Annotated in this window: 23 protein-coding genes; 9 read left to right on the top strand and 14 right to left on the bottom strand. The window is 63.2% G+C overall.

Going from position 1 to position 23,405, the window contains the following annotated elements; translation table 11 throughout:
• Positions 1-207: 207 nt before the first annotated feature.
• From C6V82_RS13065 to C6V82_RS13010, 12 genes are all read right to left on the bottom strand, one after another.
• Positions 208-1,032, bottom strand: coding sequence for an Lnb N-terminal periplasmic domain-containing protein (locus C6V82_RS13065; RefSeq protein WP_229843204.1), 825 nt, complete (start codon positions 1,030-1,032; stop codon positions 208-210).
• A 273-nt stretch (positions 1,033-1,305) separates the two neighbouring features.
• Complete coding sequence (locus C6V82_RS13060) at positions 1,306-2,280, bottom strand: branched-chain amino acid transaminase (protein ID WP_102586307.1); 975 nt, start codon at positions 2,278-2,280, stop codon at positions 1,306-1,308.
• Positions 2,281-2,297: 17 nt separating this feature from the next.
• On the bottom strand, positions 2,298-3,422 hold the full coding sequence (locus C6V82_RS13055) for a class II histone deacetylase (protein ID WP_102586308.1): 1,125 nt from the start codon (positions 3,420-3,422) through the stop codon (positions 2,298-2,300).
• Complete coding sequence (gene lhpI / locus C6V82_RS13050; RefSeq protein ID WP_102586309.1) at positions 3,419-4,375, bottom strand: bifunctional Delta(1)-pyrroline-2-carboxylate/Delta(1)-piperideine-2-carboxylate reductase; 957 nt, start codon at positions 4,373-4,375, stop codon at positions 3,419-3,421. The genes C6V82_RS13055 and lhpI overlap by 4 nt, the downstream gene beginning before the upstream one ends.
• Position 4,376: 1 nt before the next feature.
• Entirely contained in the window at positions 4,377-4,733 is a 357-nt protein-coding gene (locus C6V82_RS13045) for a RidA family protein (RefSeq protein ID WP_102586310.1), read from the bottom strand.
• Positions 4,734-4,802: 69 nt separating this feature from the next.
• Positions 4,803-5,837, bottom strand: coding sequence for a histone deacetylase family protein (locus tag C6V82_RS13040; RefSeq protein WP_102586311.1), 1,035 nt, complete (start codon positions 5,835-5,837; stop codon positions 4,803-4,805).
• Positions 5,838-5,872: 35 nt separating this feature from the next.
• Positions 5,873-7,150, bottom strand: a complete 1,278-nt coding sequence (locus tag C6V82_RS13035) for a TRAP transporter large permease (RefSeq protein WP_102586312.1) — start codon at positions 7,148-7,150, stop codon at positions 5,873-5,875.
• Positions 7,147-7,692, bottom strand: a complete 546-nt coding sequence (locus tag C6V82_RS13030; protein ID WP_102586313.1) for a TRAP transporter small permease — start codon at positions 7,690-7,692, stop codon at positions 7,147-7,149. The genes C6V82_RS13035 and C6V82_RS13030 overlap by 4 nt, the downstream gene beginning before the upstream one ends.
• 162 nt (positions 7,693-7,854) lie before the next feature.
• A complete protein-coding gene (gene dctP, locus C6V82_RS13025) occupies positions 7,855-8,928 on the bottom strand; it encodes a TRAP transporter substrate-binding protein DctP (protein WP_102586314.1) in 1,074 nt (357 codons plus the stop codon).
• Between the two features lie 181 nt (positions 8,929-9,109).
• Complete coding sequence (locus C6V82_RS13020) at positions 9,110-9,889, bottom strand: helix-turn-helix transcriptional regulator (RefSeq protein ID WP_102586315.1); 780 nt, start codon at positions 9,887-9,889, stop codon at positions 9,110-9,112.
• Between the two features lie 109 nt (positions 9,890-9,998).
• A complete protein-coding gene (locus C6V82_RS13015; RefSeq protein ID WP_229843203.1) occupies positions 9,999-11,339 on the bottom strand; it encodes an ArgE/DapE family deacylase in 1,341 nt (446 codons plus the stop codon).
• Complete coding sequence (locus C6V82_RS13010; RefSeq protein ID WP_102586317.1) at positions 11,329-12,084, bottom strand: GntR family transcriptional regulator; 756 nt, start codon at positions 12,082-12,084, stop codon at positions 11,329-11,331. The genes C6V82_RS13015 and C6V82_RS13010 overlap by 11 nt, the downstream gene beginning before the upstream one ends.
• A gap of 233 nt (positions 12,085-12,317) precedes the next feature.
• Here C6V82_RS13010 and C6V82_RS13005 point away from each other — a divergent pair, with 233 nt between their 5' ends.
• The 7 genes from C6V82_RS13005 (at position 12,318) to C6V82_RS12975 (ending at position 20,948) form a co-directional block, all read left to right on the top strand.
• The gene (locus tag C6V82_RS13005; RefSeq protein WP_102586318.1) at positions 12,318-13,874 is read left to right on the top strand and encodes an ABC transporter substrate-binding protein; all 1,557 of its coding nucleotides are present in this window, start codon (positions 12,318-12,320) and stop codon (positions 13,872-13,874) included.
• Between the two features lie 84 nt (positions 13,875-13,958).
• Positions 13,959-14,936 (top strand): ABC transporter permease, encoded by a 978-nt coding sequence (locus tag C6V82_RS13000; protein ID WP_102586319.1) that lies wholly within the window; start codon positions 13,959-13,961, stop codon positions 14,934-14,936.
• Entirely contained in the window at positions 14,933-15,769 is an 837-nt protein-coding gene (locus C6V82_RS12995; protein WP_102586320.1) for an ABC transporter permease, read from the top strand. The genes C6V82_RS13000 and C6V82_RS12995 overlap by 4 nt, the downstream gene beginning before the upstream one ends.
• A 3-nt stretch (positions 15,770-15,772) precedes the next feature.
• Positions 15,773-17,404, top strand: coding sequence for an ABC transporter ATP-binding protein (locus C6V82_RS12990; RefSeq protein WP_102586321.1), 1,632 nt, complete (start codon positions 15,773-15,775; stop codon positions 17,402-17,404).
• A 60-nt stretch (positions 17,405-17,464) separates the two neighbouring features.
• Positions 17,465-18,889 carry an FAD-binding oxidoreductase gene (locus tag C6V82_RS12985; protein WP_229843202.1) on the top strand — a complete coding sequence of 475 codons (1,425 nt, stop codon included), beginning with the start codon at positions 17,465-17,467 and terminating at the stop codon, positions 18,887-18,889.
• 10 nt (positions 18,890-18,899) lie between these two features.
• Positions 18,900-19,826 (top strand): DMT family transporter, encoded by a 927-nt coding sequence (locus C6V82_RS12980; protein ID WP_102586322.1) that lies wholly within the window; start codon positions 18,900-18,902, stop codon positions 19,824-19,826.
• A gap of 12 nt (positions 19,827-19,838) precedes the next feature.
• Complete coding sequence (locus C6V82_RS12975) at positions 19,839-20,948, top strand: pyridoxal phosphate-dependent aminotransferase (RefSeq protein ID WP_102586323.1); 1,110 nt, start codon at positions 19,839-19,841, stop codon at positions 20,946-20,948.
• A gap of 75 nt (positions 20,949-21,023) precedes the next feature.
• Here C6V82_RS12975 and C6V82_RS12970 read toward each other — a convergent pair whose 3' ends face one another.
• The gene (locus C6V82_RS12970) at positions 21,024-21,323 is read right to left on the bottom strand and encodes a hypothetical protein (RefSeq protein ID WP_229843201.1); all 300 of its coding nucleotides are present in this window, start codon (positions 21,321-21,323) and stop codon (positions 21,024-21,026) included.
• Positions 21,324-21,518: 195 nt separating this feature from the next.
• Positions 21,519-21,716, bottom strand: coding sequence for a hypothetical protein (locus tag C6V82_RS12965; RefSeq protein WP_102586325.1), 198 nt, complete (start codon positions 21,714-21,716; stop codon positions 21,519-21,521).
• Between the two features lie 192 nt (positions 21,717-21,908).
• Here C6V82_RS12965 and C6V82_RS12960 point away from each other — a divergent pair, with 192 nt between their 5' ends.
• Positions 21,909-23,117 (top strand): MFS transporter, encoded by a 1,209-nt coding sequence (locus C6V82_RS12960; RefSeq protein WP_102586326.1) that lies wholly within the window; start codon positions 21,909-21,911, stop codon positions 23,115-23,117.
• Positions 23,114-23,239: a hypothetical protein gene (locus tag C6V82_RS18355; RefSeq protein ID WP_268248461.1), complete on the top strand. Its 126-nt coding sequence runs from the start codon at positions 23,114-23,116 to the stop codon at positions 23,237-23,239. The genes C6V82_RS12960 and C6V82_RS18355 overlap by 4 nt, the downstream gene beginning before the upstream one ends.
• Positions 23,240-23,405 lie beyond the last annotated feature (166 nt).

The following is a 23,405-nucleotide window of genomic DNA, read 5'->3' as shown; positions in this document are numbered from 1 at the left end:
GCGACATCACTTCGTCATCCACGACAAGCAATAATGCCGGGAGCTCGCATGAGCACCGCAATGGACACTGCTCCTACCCGCCAGGGACGCGACCTCACAGGACGTGAGGCAAGGAGGGCATCAAGCCCGGCAACCGGACGTTGCCCAGGGAGGATCTCACCCAGCCACGACGCAGTGCGTCGTGGCTTTTTCGTATTCTTCAACGTGTCAAACGTGGGGTCGGGACGTCCAGCCCGGCACACCACGGCGAATGCACCGGGAGAAGTCGTCGATCGAATGGGCTGCCTGGGCCCGTGAGGTGATATCACCATGGCGCTTGAGCTCGGCCAATGTCACGCCAGGCACCAGTCCACCATGGTCACGCACATACTCCGGTAGATGGGCGGTCAACAGCAGGCGATGATCCACGGAAAGCCCTTCGATGATCCGTCGCATCATCGAGAACACGATGGTCGAGCAGTTGGCGGTGATGGTGTGGTAAAAGCGCGGCGTGCTGTCAAGATCATTTGCTTCATCGACGAGCGCCACCAGCAACTCACGTCGATCCTTGGCACTCAGCATGACCCGATACAGCGTGACTTTCTCGCCACGCACATTGCTGCGAAGCCGCACTGCATCACGCTCATCGGCGGCAATCACCGCCAGTTCATACTGCTTGAAGAACCCCCCAAGTTCCGAGAAACGCTCATGCTTCTCACGGCGAACCTCCACCGAAATGGCGACGAATTCCGTGTCGTCCAATTCAGCGCCGGCACGGGGTGAAAAGCCGAACGAAAGGAGCACATGGGCAATACCGGGACGCCCCCAACCCGACACGAACATGTCCAGCGAGCTGAGTTGCGAGAGCGAGTAATGGCGAGTTTCCCAGGCCACATCGGCCTCGTCACGAGTTCGCCAGCCAAAGCAGCGCACGTGATCGAGGGTCAAGCGATCCCCATCCACCCGTCCGGTGGCCAGATGTGCCACATCCGGTGCCCAGTCGAGGTCGGCCGCCGGTTGCAACTGTCGCCACCAGATCAGCAATATCGACATTTGCAGCGCCATACCAGCGACCGGCGCGAGGCGCGCACCAACCCACAGCATGCCTAACCATAACGCGGTGGCGAGAAGCCACGTCCCAACCAACAGACGCCTTCTCATCGCCTGCCCTTTACAGCGCCAAGCCAGTGCCATGGCACCCCATGACGCAGGCACAACGATCCCTATCAGCAAGGTGACAAGCAGTACGTCGTCCATCGAATCCTCAGCCCGCGACACAACCGCAGGCTAGCACGCCGATGCAGCCAGAGAATCAACGCGGATCTTCTAGCCGGTCGAAGGGGTCAGCCAGGCCCGATAGCGTTCGAGCTCGCCGTCCAGGTCACCGCGAGTCACACGATGGTAAAGCTGCTGGAGTTGCGCGGTAACCGAGGTCGAGCTGATCGGCTGACCTGGCGCGGGCGCCCCGGCGCGGGCACCGATGTGGCGACCATCGAGCTCACGCAGCGGCAGAATCTCGGCGGCGGTACCAGTGACGAAGGCCTCGTCGGCGGTGTAGAGCTCATCGCGGGTGATACGACGTTCTCGGACCTCGACGCCGAGCACGTCGCGCGCCAGGGCGATCACGCTGTCACGAGTGATGCCTTGCAGGCAGGAGGTGACTTCCGGAGTATGCAGCACGCCATCACGGATCAGAAAGACATTGGCAGCCGAGGCCTCGGCGACATAGCCCTCCGGGTCGAGCATGATGGCTTCGTCAAAGCCTGCCTTCACCGCGGTATTGAGTGCCAGCATTGAATTGACGTAATGACCGTTGGTCTTGGCACGGCACAAGCTGATATTGACGTGATGGCGCGCCCAGGAAGAGGTCAGCGCTCGCAAGCCGATGGCCCGAGCTTCGGCTGAGATATAGTCGCCTAGATCCCAGGCCGCGATCATGACATGCGTGGTAAGCCCCTTGGCGCGCAGGCCAAGCCCTTCGGCACCCAGGAAAATCGTGGGCTTGAGATAGGCATTGGACAGCGAATTCTTGACCAGGCACTGGCGCTGCGCTTCGATCAGATCGTGCTCGCTGAACGGCAAATCGATGTCCAGCGCGTGGGCGCTGTCGGCCAGGCGGCGGGTGTGCTCGGCAACCCGAAACAGGTTGGCCGCCGCCGCTCCCGCATAAGCGCGCACGCCTTCGAAGCAGCCCATGCCGTAGTGCAGGGTATGGGTCAGCACATGCACCTGGGCGTCGCGCCAGGGAATCCATTCACCATCGTGCCAGATCCAACCATCGCGATCATGCAGTGGAATCATGCGGTACTCCTTGGTGATTATCGAGCGACCCCTGGCCAGGCCTCGCGCCAACCATCGATCAGCTGGCGCTGGTGCGGCTGCAGATCCTGGTAGGCCCAGGCAGCGATTTCGTCATTCTGAGGGTCGGGTACGGCAAGTGCGCTTCCGGCAAGGGTCTGGATCACGGCATGACCACACAGCGGCACATAGCCTTCCGAGTATCCACCCTCATGCACCATCACCAGTCGCCCTTGGCAGGTTCGCTGCGCCACCTCCATCAGTTCGCGCGTCATCCGCGCGAAGGCCGAGCTGTTGAGCAGCATCTTGCCGAGCGGGTCCTTGGCACAGGCGTCATAGCCGCAGGCCACCACGATCAATTCCGGCGCGAAGGCCTCGATGGCCGGCAATACCAGCTCGGTCATGGCGTAATCGTAGGCGCCCAGGCCGCAACCGGGGGGTAGCGGTAGATTGAGATCCACGCCCTGCCCCGCACCTGTGCCCTGTTCTTCGAAGAAGCCGGTATCCAACGGGTAGTTGCCTGCCTGGTGCAACGAGACGGTCAACACCTCGGGGTCTTCCTCGAACGCCACTTGCTGACCATTACCGTGGTGGACATCCCAGTCGAGAATCGCCACCCGGCCCACCAGCCCTAGCGCCCGTGCGCGCATCACCGCCACCGGAATATTGCCCAGCAGGCAGAACCCTCGTCCTCGATCCGGTTCGGCATGGTGGCCAGGCGGGCGACACAATGCATAAGCATTGGTCAACTCGCCCCTGGCTACGGCCTCGACGGCGGCAATGGCAAGCCCCGCCGAGTGGCGTGCCGCCAAGAGGCTGCCCGGGAGGTAGGGCGCGCAATCTCCGCCATCGCCACCGCGTGTGCGATCACCCTCCTCCAGGGCATCGAGGTAGCGTGGCGTGTGGAAGCGCTCGAGATCCTCGCGACTGGCCGGTGCCGGCTTGTAAACCGCCAGTTCGTCGATCAGCCCGGAGACCTCGAGCAGGTTCTTCAACCGCCGCTTGCTTTCTGGGCTTTCAGAGGCGGGTTGCGGCTGCAGGAATTCACCACGAGAAGAGAACACGCCGATGGCACCGGGGTCGTGCCAGAAACAGCGCTCATGCCAGAAGAGCCCGGTATCGCGAGGCGCTTGGCTTGCGCTCATTCACGCGTTCCTTCGCCACTCGGGGGCTGACGCTCCCACACCTCAATGGCCGCGGCAAGATCTTCGAGCGACGCCCCCACCGATTTGAACAGGGTGATCGCCTCATCGCTGCTGCGTCCCGGCTTTTCGCCCTTGAGCAACTCGGCAAGGTCGGCACGGATCGCGTCGAACGCGAAGGCGCCCTCATCGATCGCCTGAAGGATATCACCCGCTTCGCCCTGTGCGCCGGCGTAGGTATCGACGAACACCTCGCTGCGCGAAAGGCAGCTGGCGTCGGTCTCGCGCATCGATGGACGAAAGGCACCGATCAGATCGAGATGGCTCCCAGGGCTCAGCCATTCGCCACGTATCAAGGGCTCGGTGGAAAGCGTCACGCAACTGATCACGTCCGCCTCACGAGTGGCTGCCTCAAGCTCGCTTACCGCCGAGGTATCGAAACGCTCGGCATATTGCTCGGCGAGCGCACTGGCCTTGTCGTGATTGCGCCCCCATATGCGTACACGCTTGATCGGGCGTACCGCGGCATGGGCCTCGATGACCATCGGCGCAAGCTTGCCGGTTCCCACCACCAGCAGGGTCTCGGCATCGGCCCTTGCCAGTTCGCGGGCCGCCAGCGCCGACGCCGCCGCCGTGCGCCTGCGCGTCAACTCGCTGCCGTCGATACAGGCCAGTGGTCGACCGTGGTCGCCTTCGCTGAGCAAATAGACGCCGGCAATCGCGGGCAGGCCATGATCGGCATTTTGTGGAAAGACATTGACCATCTTTACGCCGATATAGCCACTCTCTTCCCAGGCCGGCATCAGCAGCATGGTGGCCTCGCCATCGGGGCGATGCATCGCATGGTGATGGCGCGGCGGTGACTCCACACCCTCGCGAAAGGTCGTCGCCAGACGCTCGACCAGTGGTGACCAGGCAAGTGTCGAGGCAACCTCCTGCGCTGTGATGATGCGCATGTCAGGCCTCCGGTAGCGCCGCGGTGACCATGATCTCGACCTTCCATTCAGGTTTGGCGAGCTTGGCCTCGACAGCCGCGCGCACCGGCGGACGGCCGGGCACTACCCAGGCGTCCCAGGCAGCGTTCATCTGATCGAACTCGGCCATGCTGGTTACCCATATCTGTGCTGACACCAGGTGCTGCTTAGTGGTACCGGCCTTGGCCAGCAACTCGTCGATACGTGCCAATACCTGCTCGGTCTGGCCGCGCATGTCGGCGGTGGCATCGCTTGGCACCTGACCGGACAGGAATACCGTGCCGTTATGCACGGTAATCTGGCTCATGCGGGCGTTGCTGTCGAAATAGGTCACGCTCATGGTATGTCTCCTCTGAAGGTTCAACGCTTGAACCCGTTGTTAAATCCATTCTTGAACTCAATGCTGCGATCAGGCAGCGCTATAACCGCTCATGAAAGCGGCGAGATTATCGCCCAGATGCTCGGTGGGGTACCCCCCTTCCTGCACGAGCACCGTGGGCAAGTCGATGGCCGCAAGCCTTCGACCGATCGCCGTGAAGTCCTCGGTCTCAAGGGTCAAGCCCGCCAGCGGATCGTCCTTGTGAGCATCCAGGCCCAGTGCCACCACCAGGGCATCGGGCTTGAAGGATTCCAGCCGCTCGATCAGTCGCTCCAGGGTCTCGATGAAAAGCGCTCCACCACTCCCCAGGGGCAGCGGGAAGTTGACGTTGGCGCCACTGCCCTCACCTTCGCCGTGCTCGTCGGCCCCGCCCCAGAAGAAAGGATAGAAATCCGCGGTATCGGCATGCAGCGAACCCGTCCACACATCACCGCGGTCGTAGAAGATATCCTGGGTCCCGTTGCCGTGGTGCAGGTCGACATCGAGAATCGCCACCTTCGAGAAGCGCTCCCGCAACACGCTGGCGGCAAGTCCAGAATTGTTCAGGAAGCAGAAGCCTCCCGCGCGCTCCTGCCCGGCGTGGTGGCCAGGCGGTCGACACAGTGCATAGGCCGATGATTCACCGTTCAAGACCACATCCGCCGCGGCTTCGGCACTGGCGGCACTGGCGAGGATGCCAGTGAAGCTCGTCGCGGTCATCGGGCAGGCCATGTCATGCATATGCCAGCCGACCTGTCCCACCGGATGCCGGGGATAGTGATGCCCGCCACCACAGGGATGAACATTGGGTGCGACGATATCGGCGGCATTGGGTAGGGCCCGCCAGCGAGCATGAATGGTTTCCAGGAATTCCAGGTAGCGTTGGGTGTGAATACACGCCAGGCGCTTTCTGAGAAGCTCGCTGTCGGTCAGCGTGGGCGCCGTCAGCGACAGACCGATGGAGGCAAGTCCCGCCGACAGCAGCTCGGCACGCACCGGCCCTTCCGGCGAGTCCACCGGCCGCCCGCGAAGCAGGAAAGTCGGGGGGGCATGATGCTCCTGATCGGGGTGGTAGAAGAGCTTCATCGAAAAGGTTCCTCGTGAGGTTGTTCGCCTGGTTGCTACCCCAGCAACGAGGGAATCCATGTGGAAAGCGCCGGTATCGCGGCCAGCAAAACGATCACCACGATATAGGCGGTGTAGAACGGCAACGATGCGATGATCGCCCGTTCATAGGGTACCTCGGCAATTCGCGCCGCCGTCATCAATGTCATCCCCACGGGTGGCGTGACGTTGGAGATATTGAGCACCACGATCATCAGAATGGCGAAGTGCAGAGGATCAAAGCCCAGCTGAATCATCGCCGGCACCAGCACCGGGGCCACCACCACCAGCGCCGGCAACACATCCATCACCGTACCAATCAGCAGCAGCAGCACGCACACCATCATCAGCTGCAAGAACGCCGAATCACTGAGCGTGGTGATGATGCTGGCGGCGTCCCGGGCAATCCCCGAACGCGTCACGAACCAGCCAAGCACCGCCGAGGTGGCAAGCAGGAAGAACACCACCCCGGAGAAGCGCACGGTCACCACCAGCGAATGCCAGATCTTGCGCCAAGTCAGATTGCGGTAGAAAACCACGCCGATAGCGATGGCATATACCGCGGCAAAGCCTGATGCTTCGGTGATGGTAGTAAGGCCCGAGAGAATACCCCCAAGAATGATCAGCGGCACGACCATTGCCGGAAGAGCGACCAGAAAGGACTTGACGGCCATCTTGAAAGGCGTGGGGGCTTGCTTGGGATAACCGCGCTTCCAGGCCAGGAAGAAGCTGACGCCCAACAGTGCCAGTGCCATCAGAAGCCCGGGGATGATGCCGCCAGCAAACAAATCGATCACCGAAATATCACGCAGTAGTGTCGCGTAGACCACCATCACCACGCTTGGCGGGATGATCGGCCCGATGATCGACGAACAGGCCGTGATGGCCGCCGCATATTCGGCATCGTAGCCTTGGCGCTTCATCTCCGGAATCATGATCTTGCCGATGGCCACGGTATCGGTGATCGCAGCCCCGGTCAGCCCGGCGAAAAACACCGAGACCGAGATATTGACGTGCGACAGCGCCCCACGCACGCGTCCAAACAGCGCGTTGTTGAAGGCGATCAACTTGTGGGTCAATCCTCCCTGGTTCATCAACTCGGCGGTGAAGATGAAGTACGGCACGGCGATCAGCAGGAAACCCGAGACACCGGAAAACATGCGGTCGGCGATGATCCCGAGCATGCGTTCGCCACCCAGCGCAAAGCCACCCGCCAGGCCCGACATGGCCATCACCACGGCGACCGGCGCCCCGATCAGCAACAGCACGACAAATGCAATGATCGCAGGGGTCATGAGCGGTTCTCCGCGTCGTTGGATTCGATGAGCTCGCCGATCATCGAATCATCATCGATGAAATGTTCGAGCAGCGAAAAACCATGCACCAGATGCAGCAGGATGATCACGCCGCTGAGCGGTACCACGATGGCCGTGAACTTGCTGGGAATCTGGATCTGGGCGGACACCATGTAGACCTGGGTAGCGCCCTGGAAATAGCCCCAGCCATACCACACCAGCATCGCCGCAAACAGCGCCAACACACCAAGGCACAAGCCTGCCGCGATTTTGATCATGACTCTTGGCAGGCTGCGCACGAACAGTGTCATCGCCACATGCTCGCCGTAGCGCAGCGAGATGGTCATCGACAGGAAGCCGATCCAGGGCAGAAACAATCGGGCCAGTGAATAGGTCCAGCTCAAGGAGCTGCCAGTGATCAGCTTGTAGAGAAAGGCGGTGAAGGAGATGCCCAGCATGGCAAGGATGCAGCCCACGCTGAGCACGATCGCCACCTGATTGACGGCGTCGCTCAGGCGGCGCAGTGGCACGAGGAGATTCATGTTCACGACTCCGGGGACGTTCGGGTCGAAAGCGGGGCACCGGCCATATGCCAGCACCCCGCCCTACCTATCCATGGTGCTATGGGCTTGGCCATCCTTGGACGAAGGATGGCCTTGCCGGCCGTGTCAACGACAGTGTTCACAACGGCCGTGGGCCATCAGTTACTGGCCATAGATGCGGAAGTCCTCATCGGCGACCTCGTTACCGACCCGCTCGACCTCTTCCAGCAGCCCCTCGACACGCGCCTGGTCCATGCCGAAGTCGTCGACGATCCACTCCTGCCATGCGGGACGCGCGATCTCGGCCATGCGCTGACGCTCTTCCTCGGGCATCAGGTAGCACTCCTCGAAACGCTCGCAGGACTCGACCCAACTGGCGGTCGACAGCGCACCGGACATGCCGTGGCTGATCTCGATGGCCTCGCGAGCCGAGGTGATCACGACCTGCTGATACTCCTCGGGCAATTCCTGATACCAGCTCTCGCTGACCACCCAGGGGGCGCTGTTGTACACGTGACCGGTCAACGTGGTGTAGTCGGTCACCGCATCGAAATTGAAGGTAGTGTTGAGCACCGGTGCGTTGAACTGGCCATCTGCCAGGCCAGTTTCAAGCGCGGTGATCAGCTCGCCCCACGGCAACGGCGTGGCTGAAGCTCCCAGGGATTGCATGATCGCCACATGCGCCGGGTTCTCCTCGGTGCGAATATTGAGGCCTTCGAGATCCTCGACCGTACGTATCAAACGCTGGTTGTTGGTAAAGGCCACGAAGCCGCCGCCATCGTCGAAAGTGCCCAGGTAACGCATGCTGGCGGCGTCGATGGTGCCGGACATGAAGTCGGCGAACCACTCGCCATCGAAGAATGCCCAGGCCTGGCGCCAGTTGGTAAACAAAAACGGCGCGGTCACCATCTGATAGTCCTCGTAGAAGGAGGACATGGCACCGGCGGACATGATGGTAGATTGCAGCGTACGACCACCCTGCACTTCCGAGCCATTCTCGACCTCGGAACCCAACTGGCCGCCGCCAAAGATATTCACGGCCAGGTCGCCGTCGGTACGCGCCTCGACCAGATTCTTGAAATGCACCAGCGCCGGGTAGATCTCGTTGTTGCTCATGTCTTCCGGCAACTGGGTGGCGATGACCATTTCGTAGGACTGGGCCTGAACATTGGTACTGGCAATCGCCAGCGGCAGGGCGGCAAGGGCCACCAGGCGGGGAAGCATCGTGTTGTTCATCATCCATTCCTCTTGGCTTGTGATTGTTGGTCTTGTCATCAAGGTCGCCGAGCACGGCATGATCAACGTGACCACGGGCCACTGAAAATCGACGAGTCACTATGAGCCTAGAACGCTGTCTCAAGGGATGCTTGCCCGAGGATGGGGAATTCTTGCCCCGAACTGCGGCAACCGCTTCTTTTCAGGCGTCGCGACGCGCTACGGAAGGGGCCGCATCGAAACGCCGGCGATAGGCACGGGAGAAGCTTCCCTGGTCGCGGAACCCCACCAATGAGGCGATATGCCCTAGGCTCAGGTCGCTGTGGCACACCAGGGTGCGGGCATGATCGAGGCGTCGCTGCTGAACATAGGCCTGGGGCGTGACGCCCATCACCTGGCGAAAGCGGCTATGGAAATGCCCCACGCTGAGTGCGCATAGCGCAGCGAGCTGTTCGACGCGAATCTCGTCGGCAAGATGGCGGTCGATCCAGGTATCGAGCCGAGCCAGATCGAGCCGTTCGCAAGGCCGGTGTGCCAGGGGGTAGTCCAGATCGGCGGCCAGCGGCTCGCTCTCGAAGTGCAGGTAGATGGCGCGCAACAACAACGCGGCGATCTCGCTGTGCAGTGCCGGGCACTGCTCCAGTTGCAGCATCAGGCTACCCGCCAACTGGTGAAGCTGAGGCGGAATGGTGAAGAAACGCGGGCGCTCGAACATACGCGCGATGCTGTCGGCATTGCGCAGCGAGGAAAGGCTCTGCAGCGGAATATCCAGCACCAGCGTGCGATTGCGGCCATCGCCTTCGTACTCATGCCGGCTCGCCGTGGGGATCAGACAACCTCGACTGGCCGTCACCCGCTCCTCGCGTCCCTCAACGGCGAGCTCGGTCACACCACAGGTCGCAAGGATCAGCTGATGAAAGTCATGAGCATGAGCGACATGGACTTGATCGAGTGTGGTGGCTCGCAGATCGAGGTATGCCATGGCACTGTCTTCACCAGGGTCAACAGGGACTTTCAACATGCCTTCGCGCGCGATTGAGCGCAAGCCGGGGGGCTTGACACTCGGCTGTATCGGCACACTCGCAGTGGCTTCATTCCGTGGGCGACTTATCATGCCACTCTTCATGCCACACTTTATGCCACTCTGGCGATTGCTCGCCCCAGCGGCAAAGGAACAACGCATAGGCCTTGAGGGTATGGCGAATCGACGCGATATCGACGCGCTCATCGACCCCGTGGATACGCTCGGCCACTGGCCCGTAGCATGAGCCCGACACCCCCGCGACATTGAAGGCACACAGGTCGGTGGTACAGGTCAGCGGGGCGGCGGTGATCGGCTCGTCGAGCAGCGCCTGGTGGCAATCCCCCAGCAAACGGATGCCAGGGTGGTGAAGATCCACACGATGACCATTGGAGCGAAAGCCATGAAACTCGATGCGCAGGTTCGATACGCCTTCACCGAGGGATTCACGTGCCCCCTCGATGCACGTCTGAACCCAACGCATGGCCTCCTCCACCGGCATCCCGGGCGGAAACCCCATGCGGCCCTCGAGCACCGCATGGGACGGGACACTAGAGGCCCAGTTGCCGCCGTCGAGACGCCCGATACTCAGGTTGAACGGGTGATCCAGGGTGTCGTAGGGCGCCTCTCGAGGTAGTGCATTGACCTGTGCCTCCAGCGCTTTCAATGCCGGCAGCAGCCGGGTCATCGCTTCGATGGCATTGCTGCCGGCACCAGTGTCGAGCACATGGGCAGGCACGCCATCAAGCTGGACCCGAAACCACAGCACGCCGACCTGACCACTGGTCAGCGTCGCACCGAACGGCTCGGGAATCAGTACGAAGTCACCGCCCATGCCCTGCTGGATACACGCCAGGGCTCCGTTGCCGGTGCACTCCTCCTCGATCACCGTTTGCAGGGTCAGCGGGAAGGTGATCGGCACTCCAGCACGCTGAACGGCCACAACCGCAGTCACCATTGCGGCAATCCCCGCCTTCATGTCGCCGGCTCCACGGCCATACAACCAGCCATACGCCCGCCAGGGTTCCCAGGGTGGGCGGGTCCACATCCCCACAGGTTCGGCGGGCACCACATCCAGATGGCCGTTGAACACGAGGTGCGGGCCGTCGGCATCGGGGTTCAATCTCGCCACGACGTTGTCACGGCCATCGCGATCCTGTGACACGTCGGGAGCACTGGCAGCAAGCGGCACACGCTCAGCCGCCAGACCCAACCGCTGATACCAGCCTTCCATCACCGCTACCACACCCTGCTCGTGGCCCAGCACGCTGTATTCGCGCACCAGGTCCTCGGCAAGGGACAGGGTGTCGTCGAAGATCGCATCACACGCCTCGAGAACTCGCTGTTCACGCGCCGTCATTCGCGTGTTGGCACTCGGGACGTCGCCGATTCCAGGCCGTTCAATCGACACGCAGCACTTCTCCCTCGGGTGACACGCCAGGCGCGGCACCGCTGATGGCAGCACCGTTTTTGTCAAGACTGCTGTTGTCAAGACTGCGGACCACATAATCGCGTGCCACGCCGATGTGATAATCGATGGCCTCCCGGCACTGACCAACGTCTCCACTTGCCAGCGCATCGAGAAGCAGGCGGTGACTTCCGGCGATGCTTTCCGGCGACTCATGGGTCTTGGCGATCAATGCAATGCACAGGCGCAGTTCGTGGGTCAGGTCATTGAAGGCCTTGAGCAGCCGTCGGTTACCGCCCAGCGTGATCATCAAGCGATGAAACTTGAGATCCTCCTCGATACGCCGACTGCCGCCGGCGTCGTCGGCAAGCGAACAGAGCACCTCTACCTGATGCTCGAGCGCTGCACGGTCCGCCTCGCCGTAATTCAGCGCCAGGCGCTCGATGGCGTGGCGCTCCAGGCACAGACGCAGGTCGAAGACATCTTCCAGCTCGGCGGCATCCAGCGCGCGCACGAAAAAACCCCTCCGCGGCTGGGAGACCACCAGGCCACGGCTTTCAAGCAGCCTGGCGGCTTCGCGTACCGGGGCTCGACTGACCCCCAGCGAGCGTGCCAGGGCCATCTCGGAAAGCCGCTCACCCGGCTGGTAATGACCGGCGATGATCGCCTCAGTGAGGTGGTCGGCCACCTGTTCCACCAGGTTGGTCGAGCGTATCGCCCTGACATCCTCACTGTTCGACTGAGACATCCAACGGCTCCAAGAAAACAGGATCATCCGATGAATCAGTATGGACAAGCCAAGCCGTTTGTCGACTGTCGATTGCCGACTGTCGACAGTTTATGGGGCCGCTGCTACGTTCAATAGGCAGGTTTGGTTCTATCTCACCAACAACAATTCGCCAACAACAAGCCCGCACTGTCATGTGCAGCAAACTGGCATGGTCTACAACCTGTCATGAACAACAAAGAGGGAACAACACCATGAAGACACCACTGGCGGCGGCCATTGCCGCGGCGGCAATGTTCGGCACCACGGCGGTTATCGCCGAGGAACCCAAGAGCGGCGGCACCATCGACACCATCATTCAGCCAGAGCCCCCTGGCCTGGTGCTCGGCATGATCCAGAATGCCCCGACGCGTACGGTGGCGGGCAATATCTACGAGGGGCTTCTACGCTATACCACCGAGTTGGAACCTCAACCACAGTTGGCCGAGTCCTGGGACGTCAGCGATGACGGCCGCACCTGGACCTTCCACCTGCGCGAAGGCGTCACCTGGCACGATGGCGAGCCGTTCACCGCCGAGGACGTGGTGTTTTCGGCCGATGTCTTCCACCGCGAGCTCAACCCAAGCGCCCGTGCGGTACTGCAACACATCGAGTCCATCGAGGCGGTCGACGAGCACACCGTCGAGTTCACCCTTTCCGAACCCTTCGGTCCGTTCCTGATCTCCTTCGAGGCAGGCACCTTCACCATGGTGCCCAAGCACATCTACGAAGGTACCGATTTCCGCGACAACGAAGCCAACAACCATCCCATCGGCACCGGCCCGTTCAAGTTCGACAACTGGGACCGCGGCACCGTCATCCAACTGGTCAAGAACGAAGACTACTACGAGGAAGGTCTGCCCTATCTCGATGGCATCAACTGGCACATCATCCCGGATGGCGCATCGCGCGCCGTGGCCTATGAAAACGGCACCATGGACGTGCTGCCCTACGGCACTGTCGAGAACTTCGACATTCCGCGCCTCACCGAGATGGACAATACCTGTGTGACCGAAGCGGGCCACGAGTATTTCAGCCCGTTCGCCATGCTGTGGATGAACAACCGCGAAGGCCCCACCGCCGACAAGCGCTTCCGCCAGGCGGTGATGTACGCCATGGATCGCGAGTTCGCGCGTGACGTGCTGTGGAATGGACTCGGCAACGTGCCGCTGTCGGCGTTCGGCTCCAACGCCCGCTTTCAGAACGACGATCTCGAGCCCTACGACCACGACCCGGAGCGTGCCCGGGAACTGCTCGACGAGATGGGCTACGACGACGAGGAAGTGCGCCTGCTGCCACTTCCCTATGGCGAGACCTGGACTCGCTGGGCCGAGGCGGTGCAGCAGAACCTGCGCGAAGTGGGCATCAACGTCACCACCGAAGCCACTGACGTGGGCGGTTGGAACCAGCGCCTCGGCGACTGGGACTACGACATGGCGTTCACCTACCTGTACCAGTACGGGGATCCGGCGCTTGGCATATCGCGCACCTATCTTTCAAGTAACATCGAGCGTGGCTCGCCCTGGAACAACGTCGAGGGCTACGAGAACGAGCGCGTCGACGAGCTCTTCAACGAAGCGGCCACCGCCTTCCCGGACGAGGAGCGCGAAGCGCTCTATCGCGAGGTCCAGGAAATCCTGCACGAGGATGTGCCGGTGGGGTGGCTACTGGAACTCGGCTTCCCGACCATCTACCGCTGCGACGTCAAGGACCTGGTGACCTCCGGGGTCGGCGTCAACGATGGCTTCAAGGACGCCTGGCTCGACCGCTGAGCCCACTGTGGCCGGTCATGAGGTTGCCAACCTGGCTCTCGCCAGGCACTGACCGGCCACGCCACCGCCCGCCGAGGGACACCCATGCTCTACGCCAGATTGATCACGATGCGGCTTTTCAAGGCCGTGATCGTGCTATTCATGATCGTGATCTTCAATTTCTGCCTGATCCAGCTCGCACCGGGAGACCCCGCCGCGATCCTGGCCGGCGAGGCCGGGGCCACCGACGAGGAATTCCTGCGCCAGCTGCGTGAACGCTTCGGCCTCGATCAACCCGTCTACGTGCAGCTGTGGCGGTACATCTCAGGCATCGCCACGTTGGATTTCGGCTACTCCTACCGCCAGCAGGTCCCGGTACTCGACCTGATCATGGCACGCATGCCGGCTACCCTGTTGCTCACCGGTACCGCCTTTGTGCTGTCGCTTGCCCTGGGCATCGTCGCCGGCGCCATGGCCGCAGCCAGGGTCAAGAAGCCTTCCGGCTCGCTGATAATGGCACTCGCGCTGGTGTTCTATGCCACGCCGCTGTTCTGGGTCGCGCTGATGGCCGTGGTGCTGTTCTCGGTCACGCTTGGCTGGCTACCGGCCTACGGCATGTACACGGTGGGCGCCGGCCACACCGGCCTGGCGCTGGCCCTCGATGTGGGCAAGCACCTGGTACTGCCCGCTACCACCCTGGCGCTGTTCTTCATGGCCATCTACACCCGCATGACGCGGGCCTCGATGCTCGAGGCCAGCCAGCAGGATTACGTGAAGACCGCGCGTGCCAAGGGCTTGGCACCCCGGGTCATCCAGCGACGCCACATCCTGCGCAACGCCCTGTTGCCGATCATCACCCTGGCCGGCCTGCAGGCCGGGCAGATGGTCGGCGGCGCCATCCTCACCGAGACAGTGTTCGCCTGGCCCGGCATCGGCCGCCTGATGTACGAAGCCCTCCAGCAGCGAGACTACAACCTGCTGCTTGGCATCTTCTTCTTCTCGGCCGCCCTGGTCATCGTCTTCAATATCATTACCGACCTGGTCTATCGGCTGGCCGACCCGCGCATCAAGGAGGGCTCATGAGCTTCTTCGCCCGCTTTGCCCAGAACCGTGGCGCCCTGGTGGGGTTGATCATCCTGCTTGCCATCATCCTGATGGCGATACTGGCGCCACTGGTGTTTCCCGAATCGCCATGGCGCATGGTGCAGCGCCCCTTCCTGTCGCCCATGGAGGTCGATGGCTTCTGGCTCGGCACCGACACCATGGGCCGCAATGTCGCCGCTGGGCTGATGCACGGCGCCTGGGTCTCGCTGTTGATCGGCCTCGTCTCCACGGTGGTCGCGCTGGCCATCGGCGTGCCACTCGGCGCCATCGCCGGCTACTATGGCGGCCTTGTCGACGACGCCTTGATGCGTTTCACCGAGTTCTTCCAGACCATCCCCAACTTCGCCCTGGCCATCGTGCTGGTGGCGATCATGCAGCCCAGCGTGACCTCCATCGTGCTGGCCATCGCCATCGTCAGCTGGCCACCGGTGGCACGCCTGGTGCGCGCCGAGTTCATGTCGCTGCGCCACCGGGAATATGTCGAGGCAGCGCGCCTGGTCGGCCAGAGCAACACCACCATCATCCTCAAGCAGATCCTGCCCAATACCCTGTCACCGATCATCGTGCTCGCCTCGTTGATGGTGGCCACCGCCATCCTGCTGGAATCCGCGCTCTCGTTCCTGGGGCTTGGTGATCCCAACGTGATGTCCTGGGGCTACATGATCGGCGCCGCGCGCACGGTCATTCGCCAGGCCTGGTGGCTGAGCTTCTTCCCCGGGGTCGCCATCCTGCTGACGGTGCTGGCCTTGAACCTGGTGGGCGAAGGGCTCGATGACGCCCTCAACCCCAAACTCGCCCGCGAGCGTTCGTGAGAGATGACCATGACAAGCACAACCGATGACCCGGTACTGAGCATTCGCGGATTGACCATCGCCCTGCCCAAGGGCGCCGATCGCGACTTCGCCGTCGAGGATGTCAGCTACGACGTGGCGCGCGGCGAGATCATGTGCGTGGTCGGCGAATCCGGCTCCGGCAAGTCGATGGCCGCCAACGCCATCATGGGCCTGCTGCCAAAGGGCGTACGCGCGGTGGCGGGCGAGGTAATGTTCGACGGCCAGGACCTGCTGACCCTCACCGAAAAGCAGCACCGCAAGCTGCGTGGCCTGCGCATCGGCATGATCTTCCAGGAGCCGATGACCGCGTTGAACCCGTTGATGCGGGTGGGCGCCCAGATCAGCGAGGTGTTCGAGGCCCATGGCCAGTTCACGCCACGCGAGCGCCAGGAAAAGGCCCTGGCGCTGCTCGAGGAGGTTGGCATCCCCCAGCCGGAAAAGGCCATTCGTGCTTATCCCTTTCAGCTCTCCGGTGGCCAACGACAGCGCGTGATGATCGCCATGGCGCTGGCCCTGGCACCGGAAGTGCTGATCGCCGACGAACCCACCACGGCACTCGATGTGACCACCCAGGCGCAGATCCTCGAGCTGATCCGTGACCTGCAGCAGCGCCGGGGCATGTCGGTGATGTTCATCACCCACGACTTCGGGGTGGTGGCCGAGATCGCCAACCGGGTCTGCGTGATGCGCCATGGGCGCATCGTCGAGCTGGGCGAAGCCGAACACGTGCTCAAGCACCCCCAGGACCCCTATACCCGTGCGCTGATCGAGGCAATCCCCAGCGACGTGATTCCCGAAGCCCGGGGTGCAGAAACCGATACCCCGCTGCTCGAAGTCGCCCATCTCGACAAGGTGTTCCGCTCGCGGGGCGGCCTTTTCAAGCCATCCCGCGAGGTACGAGCACTGGACGATGTCAGCTTTGTGTTGCTCAAGGGCGAGACGGTCGGCATCGTCGGCGAATCCGGCTCCGGCAAGTCGACCCTGGGGCGCTGCGTGGTGCGTCTGGAGCGCCCGGATCACGGCACACTGAGCCTCTCGGGCATTGATTTCTCGGCGCTCAAGGGCGAAACATTGCGCCGACAGCGTCATCGCGTGCAGATGATCTTCCAGGACCCCTACGCCTCGTTGAACCCGCGTACCCGCGTCGGCATGGCCATTGCCCAGGGGCCGATCGCCAACGATGTACCACGTGAAAAAGCACTCGCACAGGCCGACGAACTACTCGAGCTGGTGGGCCTTGGCGGCACCGCTGATCGCTTTCCGCATGAGTTCTCCGGTGGCCAGCGCCAGCGCATCGGCATCGCCCGTGCCCTGGCGCTGAATCCCGAGCTGATCGTTGCCGATGAGGCGGTCTCGGCGCTTGATGTGTCGATCCAGGCACAAATCCTCGAGCTGCTGGAGGACCTCAAGCAGAAGCTCTCGCTGGCGCTTTTGTTCATTACCCACGACCTGCGCGTGGCCGCGCAGATCTGTGACCGCATCATCGTCATGCAGCATGGCCGAATCGTCGAACAGGGACCGGCGCGAGATGTCTTCCTGACGCCCAGGGAAGCCTACACGCGCGAGCTGCTCGAGGCGATTCCCGGCCGCGAGCATGAGCTGGCCGAAGCGTGACCTCAAAATGGCGTGTTCACTAAATGGGTGATCACTGAATAACCAGGAGGGCCGCAGTCAATGGATGGCTTGTTGAAGGATGACGTGTCGAAGGATGGCTTGTTGATGCAGATCGCCGCGATCGTCGGTGGTGGCAACGTGCTCACCGGCGACGACGTCAGCGCACGCAGTGTCGACTGGCTGAGCGCTGCTGGGTGCCGTGCCGGTGCCATCGTACGCCCGGCCAGTACCGATGAGCTCGCCGCTGTGATGCGTGCCTGCCACGGCGCCCATCAACCGGTGGTCACCCATGGCGGCCTGACGGGGCTGGTGCATGGCGCCGAGGCAGAACCAAGCGAAGTGGTCATCTCGCTGGAGCGCATGACCACCATCGAGGACATCGACCCGATCGGCAACACCCTGACCGTGCAGGCTGGTGCCCCGTTGCAGAAGGTGCAGGAAGCCGCCGAAGGCGCCGGGCGGCAATTCGCCCTGGACCTGGGGGCCCGCGGAAGTTGTACCATCGGTGGCAATATCGCCACCAACGCCGGCGGTATCCGCGTGATTCGCTACGGCATGATGCGCCAGCAGGTACTCGGGCTAGAGGCGGTGCTCGCCGATGGCACGGTGGTCAGCTCGATGAACCGCATGCTCAAGAACAACGCCGGCTTCGACCTGAAGCAGCTGTTCATTGGCAGTGAAGGCACGCTGGGCATCGTCACGCGCGCCGTGCTCCAGCTCCGGCCACCCACCAGCGACGTGCAGACCGCACTTGTGGCCTGCCCGAGCTTCGAGGCCGTGACCGGGCTGCTCGCCCACATGGGCCAGGCGCTGGGGGGTAACCTGGCCGCCTTCGAGGCCATGTGGCAAAGCCACTACCGGCTGCTCACCGAGCAGAGCGGGCGCCACACGCCGCCACTTGCCACCGACGCGCCCTTCTACGTGATTCTCGAATCGCTGGGCACCGATGCCGAGAGCCATGCCGCGCTGTTCTCGAAGGCCCTCGAAGCGGCGCTGGAACAGCAACTGATCGAGGACGCGGTGGTCGCCCACTCGGCCAGCCAGCGCCAAGGCATCTGGGACATCCGCGAGGACATCGAGGGACTCATTCAAACGCTGGCCCCGCTGTTCACCTTCGATGTCAGCCTGCCGATTGCCGAGATGGAGCGCTACGTGGCCAAGGTGGAGGCCGCTATCACCCATGACTGGCCGGATGGCCGCATGGTGACCTTCGGTCATCTCGGCGACGGCAACCTGCACCTGTCGGTCAGCGTCGGCAGCCACGCGGACGAGACCCGCCACGCGGTGGAAGCGCATGTCTATTCGCCACTCGCCGAGCTTGGCGGCTCGGTCTCCGCTGAGCACGGCATCGGGCTCGAGAAGCGGGCTTACCTTTCAATCTCGCGCACGCCCGAAGAAATCGCCCTGATGCACACGCTCAAGCAGGCCATGGATCCGTTGGGGCTGCTCAATCGCCACAAGGTGCTGGCCCCAGCGGCCGGCTGAGAGCTCTCGAATGCGCCTGTTCGCCCAACGGCTGCGTCTGGCCGCCGATTCCCGCCCCCTGCTCGGCTCGCTCGTGTTGATCGCCGCCATCGGGCTGCTCTGGGGCGGCAACTGGCCGGCGGTGCGCTTCATCCTGATGGACCTGCCCCCGCTGACCCTGCGCGCCATCGGCTTCACCACCGGTGCCGTGGTGCTGCTTGGCTGGGCGCGCATTCGCGGCATGCCGCTTCGCGTATCGCGTGGCGAGTGGCCTTGGCTTGCCATCACCGGCGTGTTCACCATCCTCGTCTTCAACCTGGGTACGGCCTTCGCCCAGTTGCGCATGCCCACGTCCCAGGCGGCGATCATCGCCTTCACCATGCCCTGCTGGGCAGTGCTGCTGGCCTGGTGGATGCTCGGCGAGCGCATCACCCCGCGCCAGTGGCTGGGGCTGGCCTGTGGCCAGTTGGGGCTCGCCGTACTGTTCGGCCCGGCCGCCCTGGCCGCGGGTGCCGCCGGGCTCGGCGGGCCGCTGCTGGTGCTTGGGGCGGCACTCTCCTGGGCGCTGGGCACGGTGCTGATCAAGATGCGTGGCGCCTGGCAGAGCCCGACGGTGGTAATCACCGGCTGGCAGTTCGCCCTCTGCGCGGTGCCGATGGTGGTAATGACGATGGTGCTGGAAACGCCGCCACCACCCGATCAATGGCGCCCCAGCACCTGGCTGGCGCTGGGCTACCACCTGGTGTTCTCGATCTGCATTGCCCAGATGCTGTGGTTCCTGAACATCAACCGCCTGAGCATCGGCCAGGCCACCATCAGCACGCTGATCATCCCGGTAGTGGGCGTGGCCGGCGCCATCGTCCTGCTTGGCGAGCCGCTATCGCTCAAGGTGATCATCGCGCTTGCCTTGATACTCGGTGCGATCGCCATCGTCATGCTCAACCGTCCTGCTACTTGACTGGAGTCCATCATGTCCCGTTTTCCCGCTCACCTCACCGGCGACGGCCCCCACAACCCCTTCCCCGGCGTGCGTGTCCTGGAGCGCCGCCTCGGCCGCAAGATTCCCGACCAGCTGGGCTCGAACGAAGGCCTGGACATGCCCCACCGGGCGCTGCGCGAGCACTTCGGCGATGCCATGGCACAGCATGTCTACAGCTACGGCGACGCCGAAGCGCTAGGCATCCGCCAACGCCTGACCGAACGCCATGGCATTCCGCTGGATGCCATGCTGGTGGATGCCGGTGCCGACAGCCTGATCGCCCTGGCCCTGCGTGCCACCGCCGAGCCGGGGGCCTGCGTGGTCGGCACCGCCGGCACCTACCCCACCTTCGGCTATTTCGCCCGCGGGCAGGGCTGCCAGCTGGTAGAAGTGCCCTACGACGAAGGCCCGGGCCGCCTGGCGCCAGACCTCGAGGCACTGCTGCGCGCGGCCCACGACAACACCGCGCGGCTGGTCTACCTGGCCAACCCCGACAACCCCAGTGGCCACCTGCACGACGACGACGCCATCCTGGCCCTGCGGCGCGACCTGCCCGACGACTGCTGGCTGCTGCTCGACGAGGCCTACCATGACTTTCGCGACGACGCCGACGACGAGTTCGGACGCCGCGTGCTGCCCGGTGTGATTCGCCTTCGCACCCTCTCCAAGGCCCATGGCCTGGCCGGCCTGCGCGTCGGCTATGCCATCGCCGAGCCGGACACTCTGGCGGTGATGATGAAGGTGCGCATTCATTACGCCGTCTCGACACTGACCCAGGCCGCCGCCGAAGTGGTGCTCGACGCGCCTGACGAGACCCGCGCCCATGTGGCGGCGGTGCGCGAGCGTCGTGCCCGGCTTGCCCAGCACTTCAAGGCCATGGGGGCCGATGTGCTGCCCAGTGCCACCAACTTCATCGGCCTGCGGCTGCCCGATGCCGAGCTCGCCGCGCAAGTGCATCGTGAGCTGCTGGCACAGGGCAAGCTGATCGCCCGGCCCGCCGACCCGGCGCTCGGCCACGTGCTGCGGATCACCGCGGTGGAGAACGCCCTGGTACCGGGGCAACTGGCGATTCTGGAAGACGCGCTCAAGGCTGGCCGCTAGGTCCTGGGCGCCACCCCTGGCCCATGAACGAGACTGCCCGCTCATGGCGGGCAGTCTCGTACACGATCACCGCGATCAGCAGCGGCCCTGCATCCTCAGTCCTGGCGGACAGAACCGGCCACCGCGATGGCCACGGCGGCCATCGCGATAATCGTAATCGCGGCCGCCTCGATAGTCGTGATGACGCGCCTTGCGGTGATGCCGATAACGATCACGGTGATGGCGGTCATCGTCGCGGTAGTAGCGGTGGCTGCTGTAACCGTCGATTTCCAGGAGCGGCTGGGTCTGCAGGCGTGCGGGGCTATAGCTGCACCCCGCCAGCATCAGGGTCGACACCACCAGGGAAAGCAACAACAGGCGCATGGGGGTCCTCATGGCGATTACCTCGCAGGGCGAACAATGGAAGAGTTCCCTGGCTGGGGTCACCTTTATCCACATGCATGATGGGATGCGCCTCTAGGGGGCATGGCGACTCGAACACTGTTTCTTCAACTTACTCGCTGTGGCCAGGCAATGGCCAGCCAACAGCGAGGAAAGATCGTGCAAGCGAATCGCGCAGCCGTGGCTTTCTCAGCAACGCCCCTTCTTGGCCTGACCCGGTGGGCAGAAATCGCCGCCGCGAGAGTGTCCGGAACGCGAATGGCCACCGCGTTCGTCATCGATCACGATCAGTGGCTCGGAATTGACCCGCGCGGGTGTGTAGCTGCACCCGGCGAACATCACCGTGGCAAGCAACAGCAATACAACGAGGCTCGAACGTCTGGTCATGGAATTTCCTCAGGGCAGATTCAAATATCACGATGTATGGATACGTGACCATTCTAGACTAGCGAGCTCAGGCGTCACCTGTGGCGAAACACCGACACAAGCGTCTGCAAGTTGCGACAGTAGCCAGCGTCACAAGAACACGCGATAGTGCCATCATTCCGACTTTAAAGTTAGCCTGCAAACGGGAACACCATGGACAGCCTACGCCGCCACTCCCTACTCATCATCGTGCTCAGTGGCCTGGTGGTCACCCTGGCCATGGGCCTGCGTCATGGCTTCGGGTTGTTCATGGAACCCTTGAGCAGTGACCTGGGCTGGGGGCGCGGCGTGTTTGCCTTCGCACTGGCCATTCAGAACCTGCTGTGGGGCCTTGCCCAGCCGTTCACCGGCGCCCTGGCCGACCGCTTCGGTGCCGCCAGGGTGGTGGTCACCGGTGGCGCGCTCTATGCGCTTGGGCTGCTGTTCATGGGTATCTCCGAGACCCCGCTAGGCATGACGATGTCAGCCGGGGTGCTGATCGGACTCGGGTTGTCGTGTTGCACCTTCTCGGTGGTGCTGGGTGCGGTGGGGCGTGCGGTGACACCCGAGAAACGCAGCATGGCCATGGGCATCGTCAGCGCTGCGGGTTCCTTTGGCCAGTTCGCCATGCTGCCCGGCACGCTGGGCCTTCTGGAATGGCTCGGCTGGTCGGCGGCACTGCTGGTGATGGGCGGCATCGCCGCACTGATACTGCCGCTCGGGGCGATGCTGCGCGACCGCCCTTCCCCGCGCACCGGCAGCGATATCTCGCTGCGTGCCGCGCTGGACGAAGCCGCCGGCCATCGGGGTTTCTGGTTGCTCTGCCTGGGCTTCTTCGTGTGTGGCTTCCAGGTCGTGTTCATCGGCGTGCATCTGCCGGGGTATCTGTTCGACAACGGCGTGGCCGTGCAGGTCGGTAGCACCGTGCTGGCGCTGGTGGGGCTGTTCAACATCTTCGGCACCTATGCCGCCGGCTGGCTGGGCGGCATCTATTCCAAGCCGCGCCTGCTCAGCTGGCTCTACCTGGTGCGTGGCGTGGTGATCACCCTGTTCATCGTCTTCCCGCTGAGCCCGGCCAGCTGCTATCTGTTCGGGATCGCCATCGGTCTGTTGTGGCTTTCCACCGTGCCGCTGACCAATGGCATCGTCGCCTCGGTATTCGGCGTGCGGCACCTGTCGATGCTCGGCGGCATCGTGTTCCTGTTTCACCAGCTTGGCTCGTTCATGGGCGTATGGCTGGGGGGCTACCTCTACGACCTCACCGGCAACTATGATGTGGTATGGAAACTCGCCATCCTGCTCTCGGTGGTGGCCGCCGCCCTTCACTGGTTCATCAATGAACGCCCCATCGAGCGCCCCACCCAACGGGAGGCCAGCGCATGACCCGACGCACGTGGATGCCATTGACCGCGACGCTGCTCGCCGCCGTCGTGCTGGCCCTGGCCTGGTGGGGCTGGCAGTCCGCTGACGCCAGCCTCCTGCTGCTCGGCAGCAGGCTCTGCTGAGTGGCGCTATACGCCGCGACACAGGTAATCTCTTGATACCATCTCGACAAGTGGACAACGACGTCATCCCCGTGTGATGTCAATCATGTTTTTCCTCGCCACCCCGATAGGAAAAGCAGGTAACCTCAAGCACTAACTTCAAGCACTGACCTCAAGCACTCGATGC

This window comes from Halomonas urumqiensis (assembly GCF_003028575.1).
In the GTDB taxonomy this organism is placed as follows: domain Bacteria; phylum Pseudomonadota; class Gammaproteobacteria; order Pseudomonadales; family Halomonadaceae; genus Halomonas; species Halomonas urumqiensis.
This window is presented reverse-complemented; position numbering and strand designations above follow the sequence as displayed.

Excerpts from the sequence above, each read along its gene's own strand:
- C6V82_RS13065 (WP_229843204.1), bottom strand. The coding sequence starts at position 1,032 with ATGTCGATATTGCTGATCTGGTGGCGACAGTTGCAACCGGCGGCCGAC.
- C6V82_RS13060 (WP_102586307.1), bottom strand. The coding sequence starts at position 2,280 with ATGATTCCACTGCATGATCGCGATGGTTGGATCTGGCACGATGGTGAA.
- C6V82_RS13055 (WP_102586308.1), bottom strand. The coding sequence starts at position 3,422 with ATGAGCGCAAGCCAAGCGCCTCGCGATACCGGGCTCTTCTGGCATGAG.
- lhpI (WP_102586309.1), bottom strand. The coding sequence starts at position 4,375 with ATGCGCATCATCACAGCGCAGGAGGTTGCCTCGACACTTGCCTGGTCA.
- C6V82_RS13045 (WP_102586310.1), bottom strand. The coding sequence starts at position 4,733 with ATGAGCGTGACCTATTTCGACAGCAACGCCCGCATGAGCCAGATTACC.
- C6V82_RS13040 (WP_102586311.1), bottom strand. The coding sequence starts at position 5,837 with ATGAAGCTCTTCTACCACCCCGATCAGGAGCATCATGCCCCCCCGACT.
- C6V82_RS13035 (WP_102586312.1), bottom strand. The coding sequence starts at position 7,150 with ATGACCCCTGCGATCATTGCATTTGTCGTGCTGTTGCTGATCGGGGCG.
- C6V82_RS13030 (WP_102586313.1), bottom strand. The coding sequence starts at position 7,692 with ATGAATCTCCTCGTGCCACTGCGCCGCCTGAGCGACGCCGTCAATCAG.
- dctP (WP_102586314.1), bottom strand. The coding sequence starts at position 8,928 with ATGAACAACACGATGCTTCCCCGCCTGGTGGCCCTTGCCGCCCTGCCG.
- C6V82_RS13020 (WP_102586315.1), bottom strand. The coding sequence starts at position 9,889 with ATGGCATACCTCGATCTGCGAGCCACCACACTCGATCAAGTCCATGTC.
- C6V82_RS13010 (WP_102586317.1), bottom strand. The coding sequence starts at position 12,084 with ATGTCTCAGTCGAACAGTGAGGATGTCAGGGCGATACGCTCGACCAAC.
- C6V82_RS13005 (WP_102586318.1), top strand. The coding sequence starts at position 12,318 with ATGAAGACACCACTGGCGGCGGCCATTGCCGCGGCGGCAATGTTCGGC.
- C6V82_RS13000 (WP_102586319.1), top strand. The coding sequence starts at position 13,959 with ATGCTCTACGCCAGATTGATCACGATGCGGCTTTTCAAGGCCGTGATC.
- C6V82_RS12995 (WP_102586320.1), top strand. The coding sequence starts at position 14,933 with ATGAGCTTCTTCGCCCGCTTTGCCCAGAACCGTGGCGCCCTGGTGGGG.
- C6V82_RS12990 (WP_102586321.1), top strand. The coding sequence starts at position 15,773 with ATGACCATGACAAGCACAACCGATGACCCGGTACTGAGCATTCGCGGA.
- C6V82_RS12985 (WP_229843202.1), top strand. The coding sequence starts at position 17,465 with ATGGATGGCTTGTTGAAGGATGACGTGTCGAAGGATGGCTTGTTGATG.
- C6V82_RS12980 (WP_102586322.1), top strand. The coding sequence starts at position 18,900 with ATGCGCCTGTTCGCCCAACGGCTGCGTCTGGCCGCCGATTCCCGCCCC.
- C6V82_RS12975 (WP_102586323.1), top strand. The coding sequence starts at position 19,839 with ATGTCCCGTTTTCCCGCTCACCTCACCGGCGACGGCCCCCACAACCCC.
- C6V82_RS12970 (WP_229843201.1), bottom strand. The coding sequence starts at position 21,323 with ATGAGGACCCCCATGCGCCTGTTGTTGCTTTCCCTGGTGGTGTCGACC.
- C6V82_RS12965 (WP_102586325.1), bottom strand. The coding sequence starts at position 21,716 with ATGACCAGACGTTCGAGCCTCGTTGTATTGCTGTTGCTTGCCACGGTG.
- C6V82_RS12960 (WP_102586326.1), top strand. The coding sequence starts at position 21,909 with ATGGACAGCCTACGCCGCCACTCCCTACTCATCATCGTGCTCAGTGGC.
- C6V82_RS18355 (WP_268248461.1), top strand. The coding sequence starts at position 23,114 with ATGACCCGACGCACGTGGATGCCATTGACCGCGACGCTGCTCGCCGCC.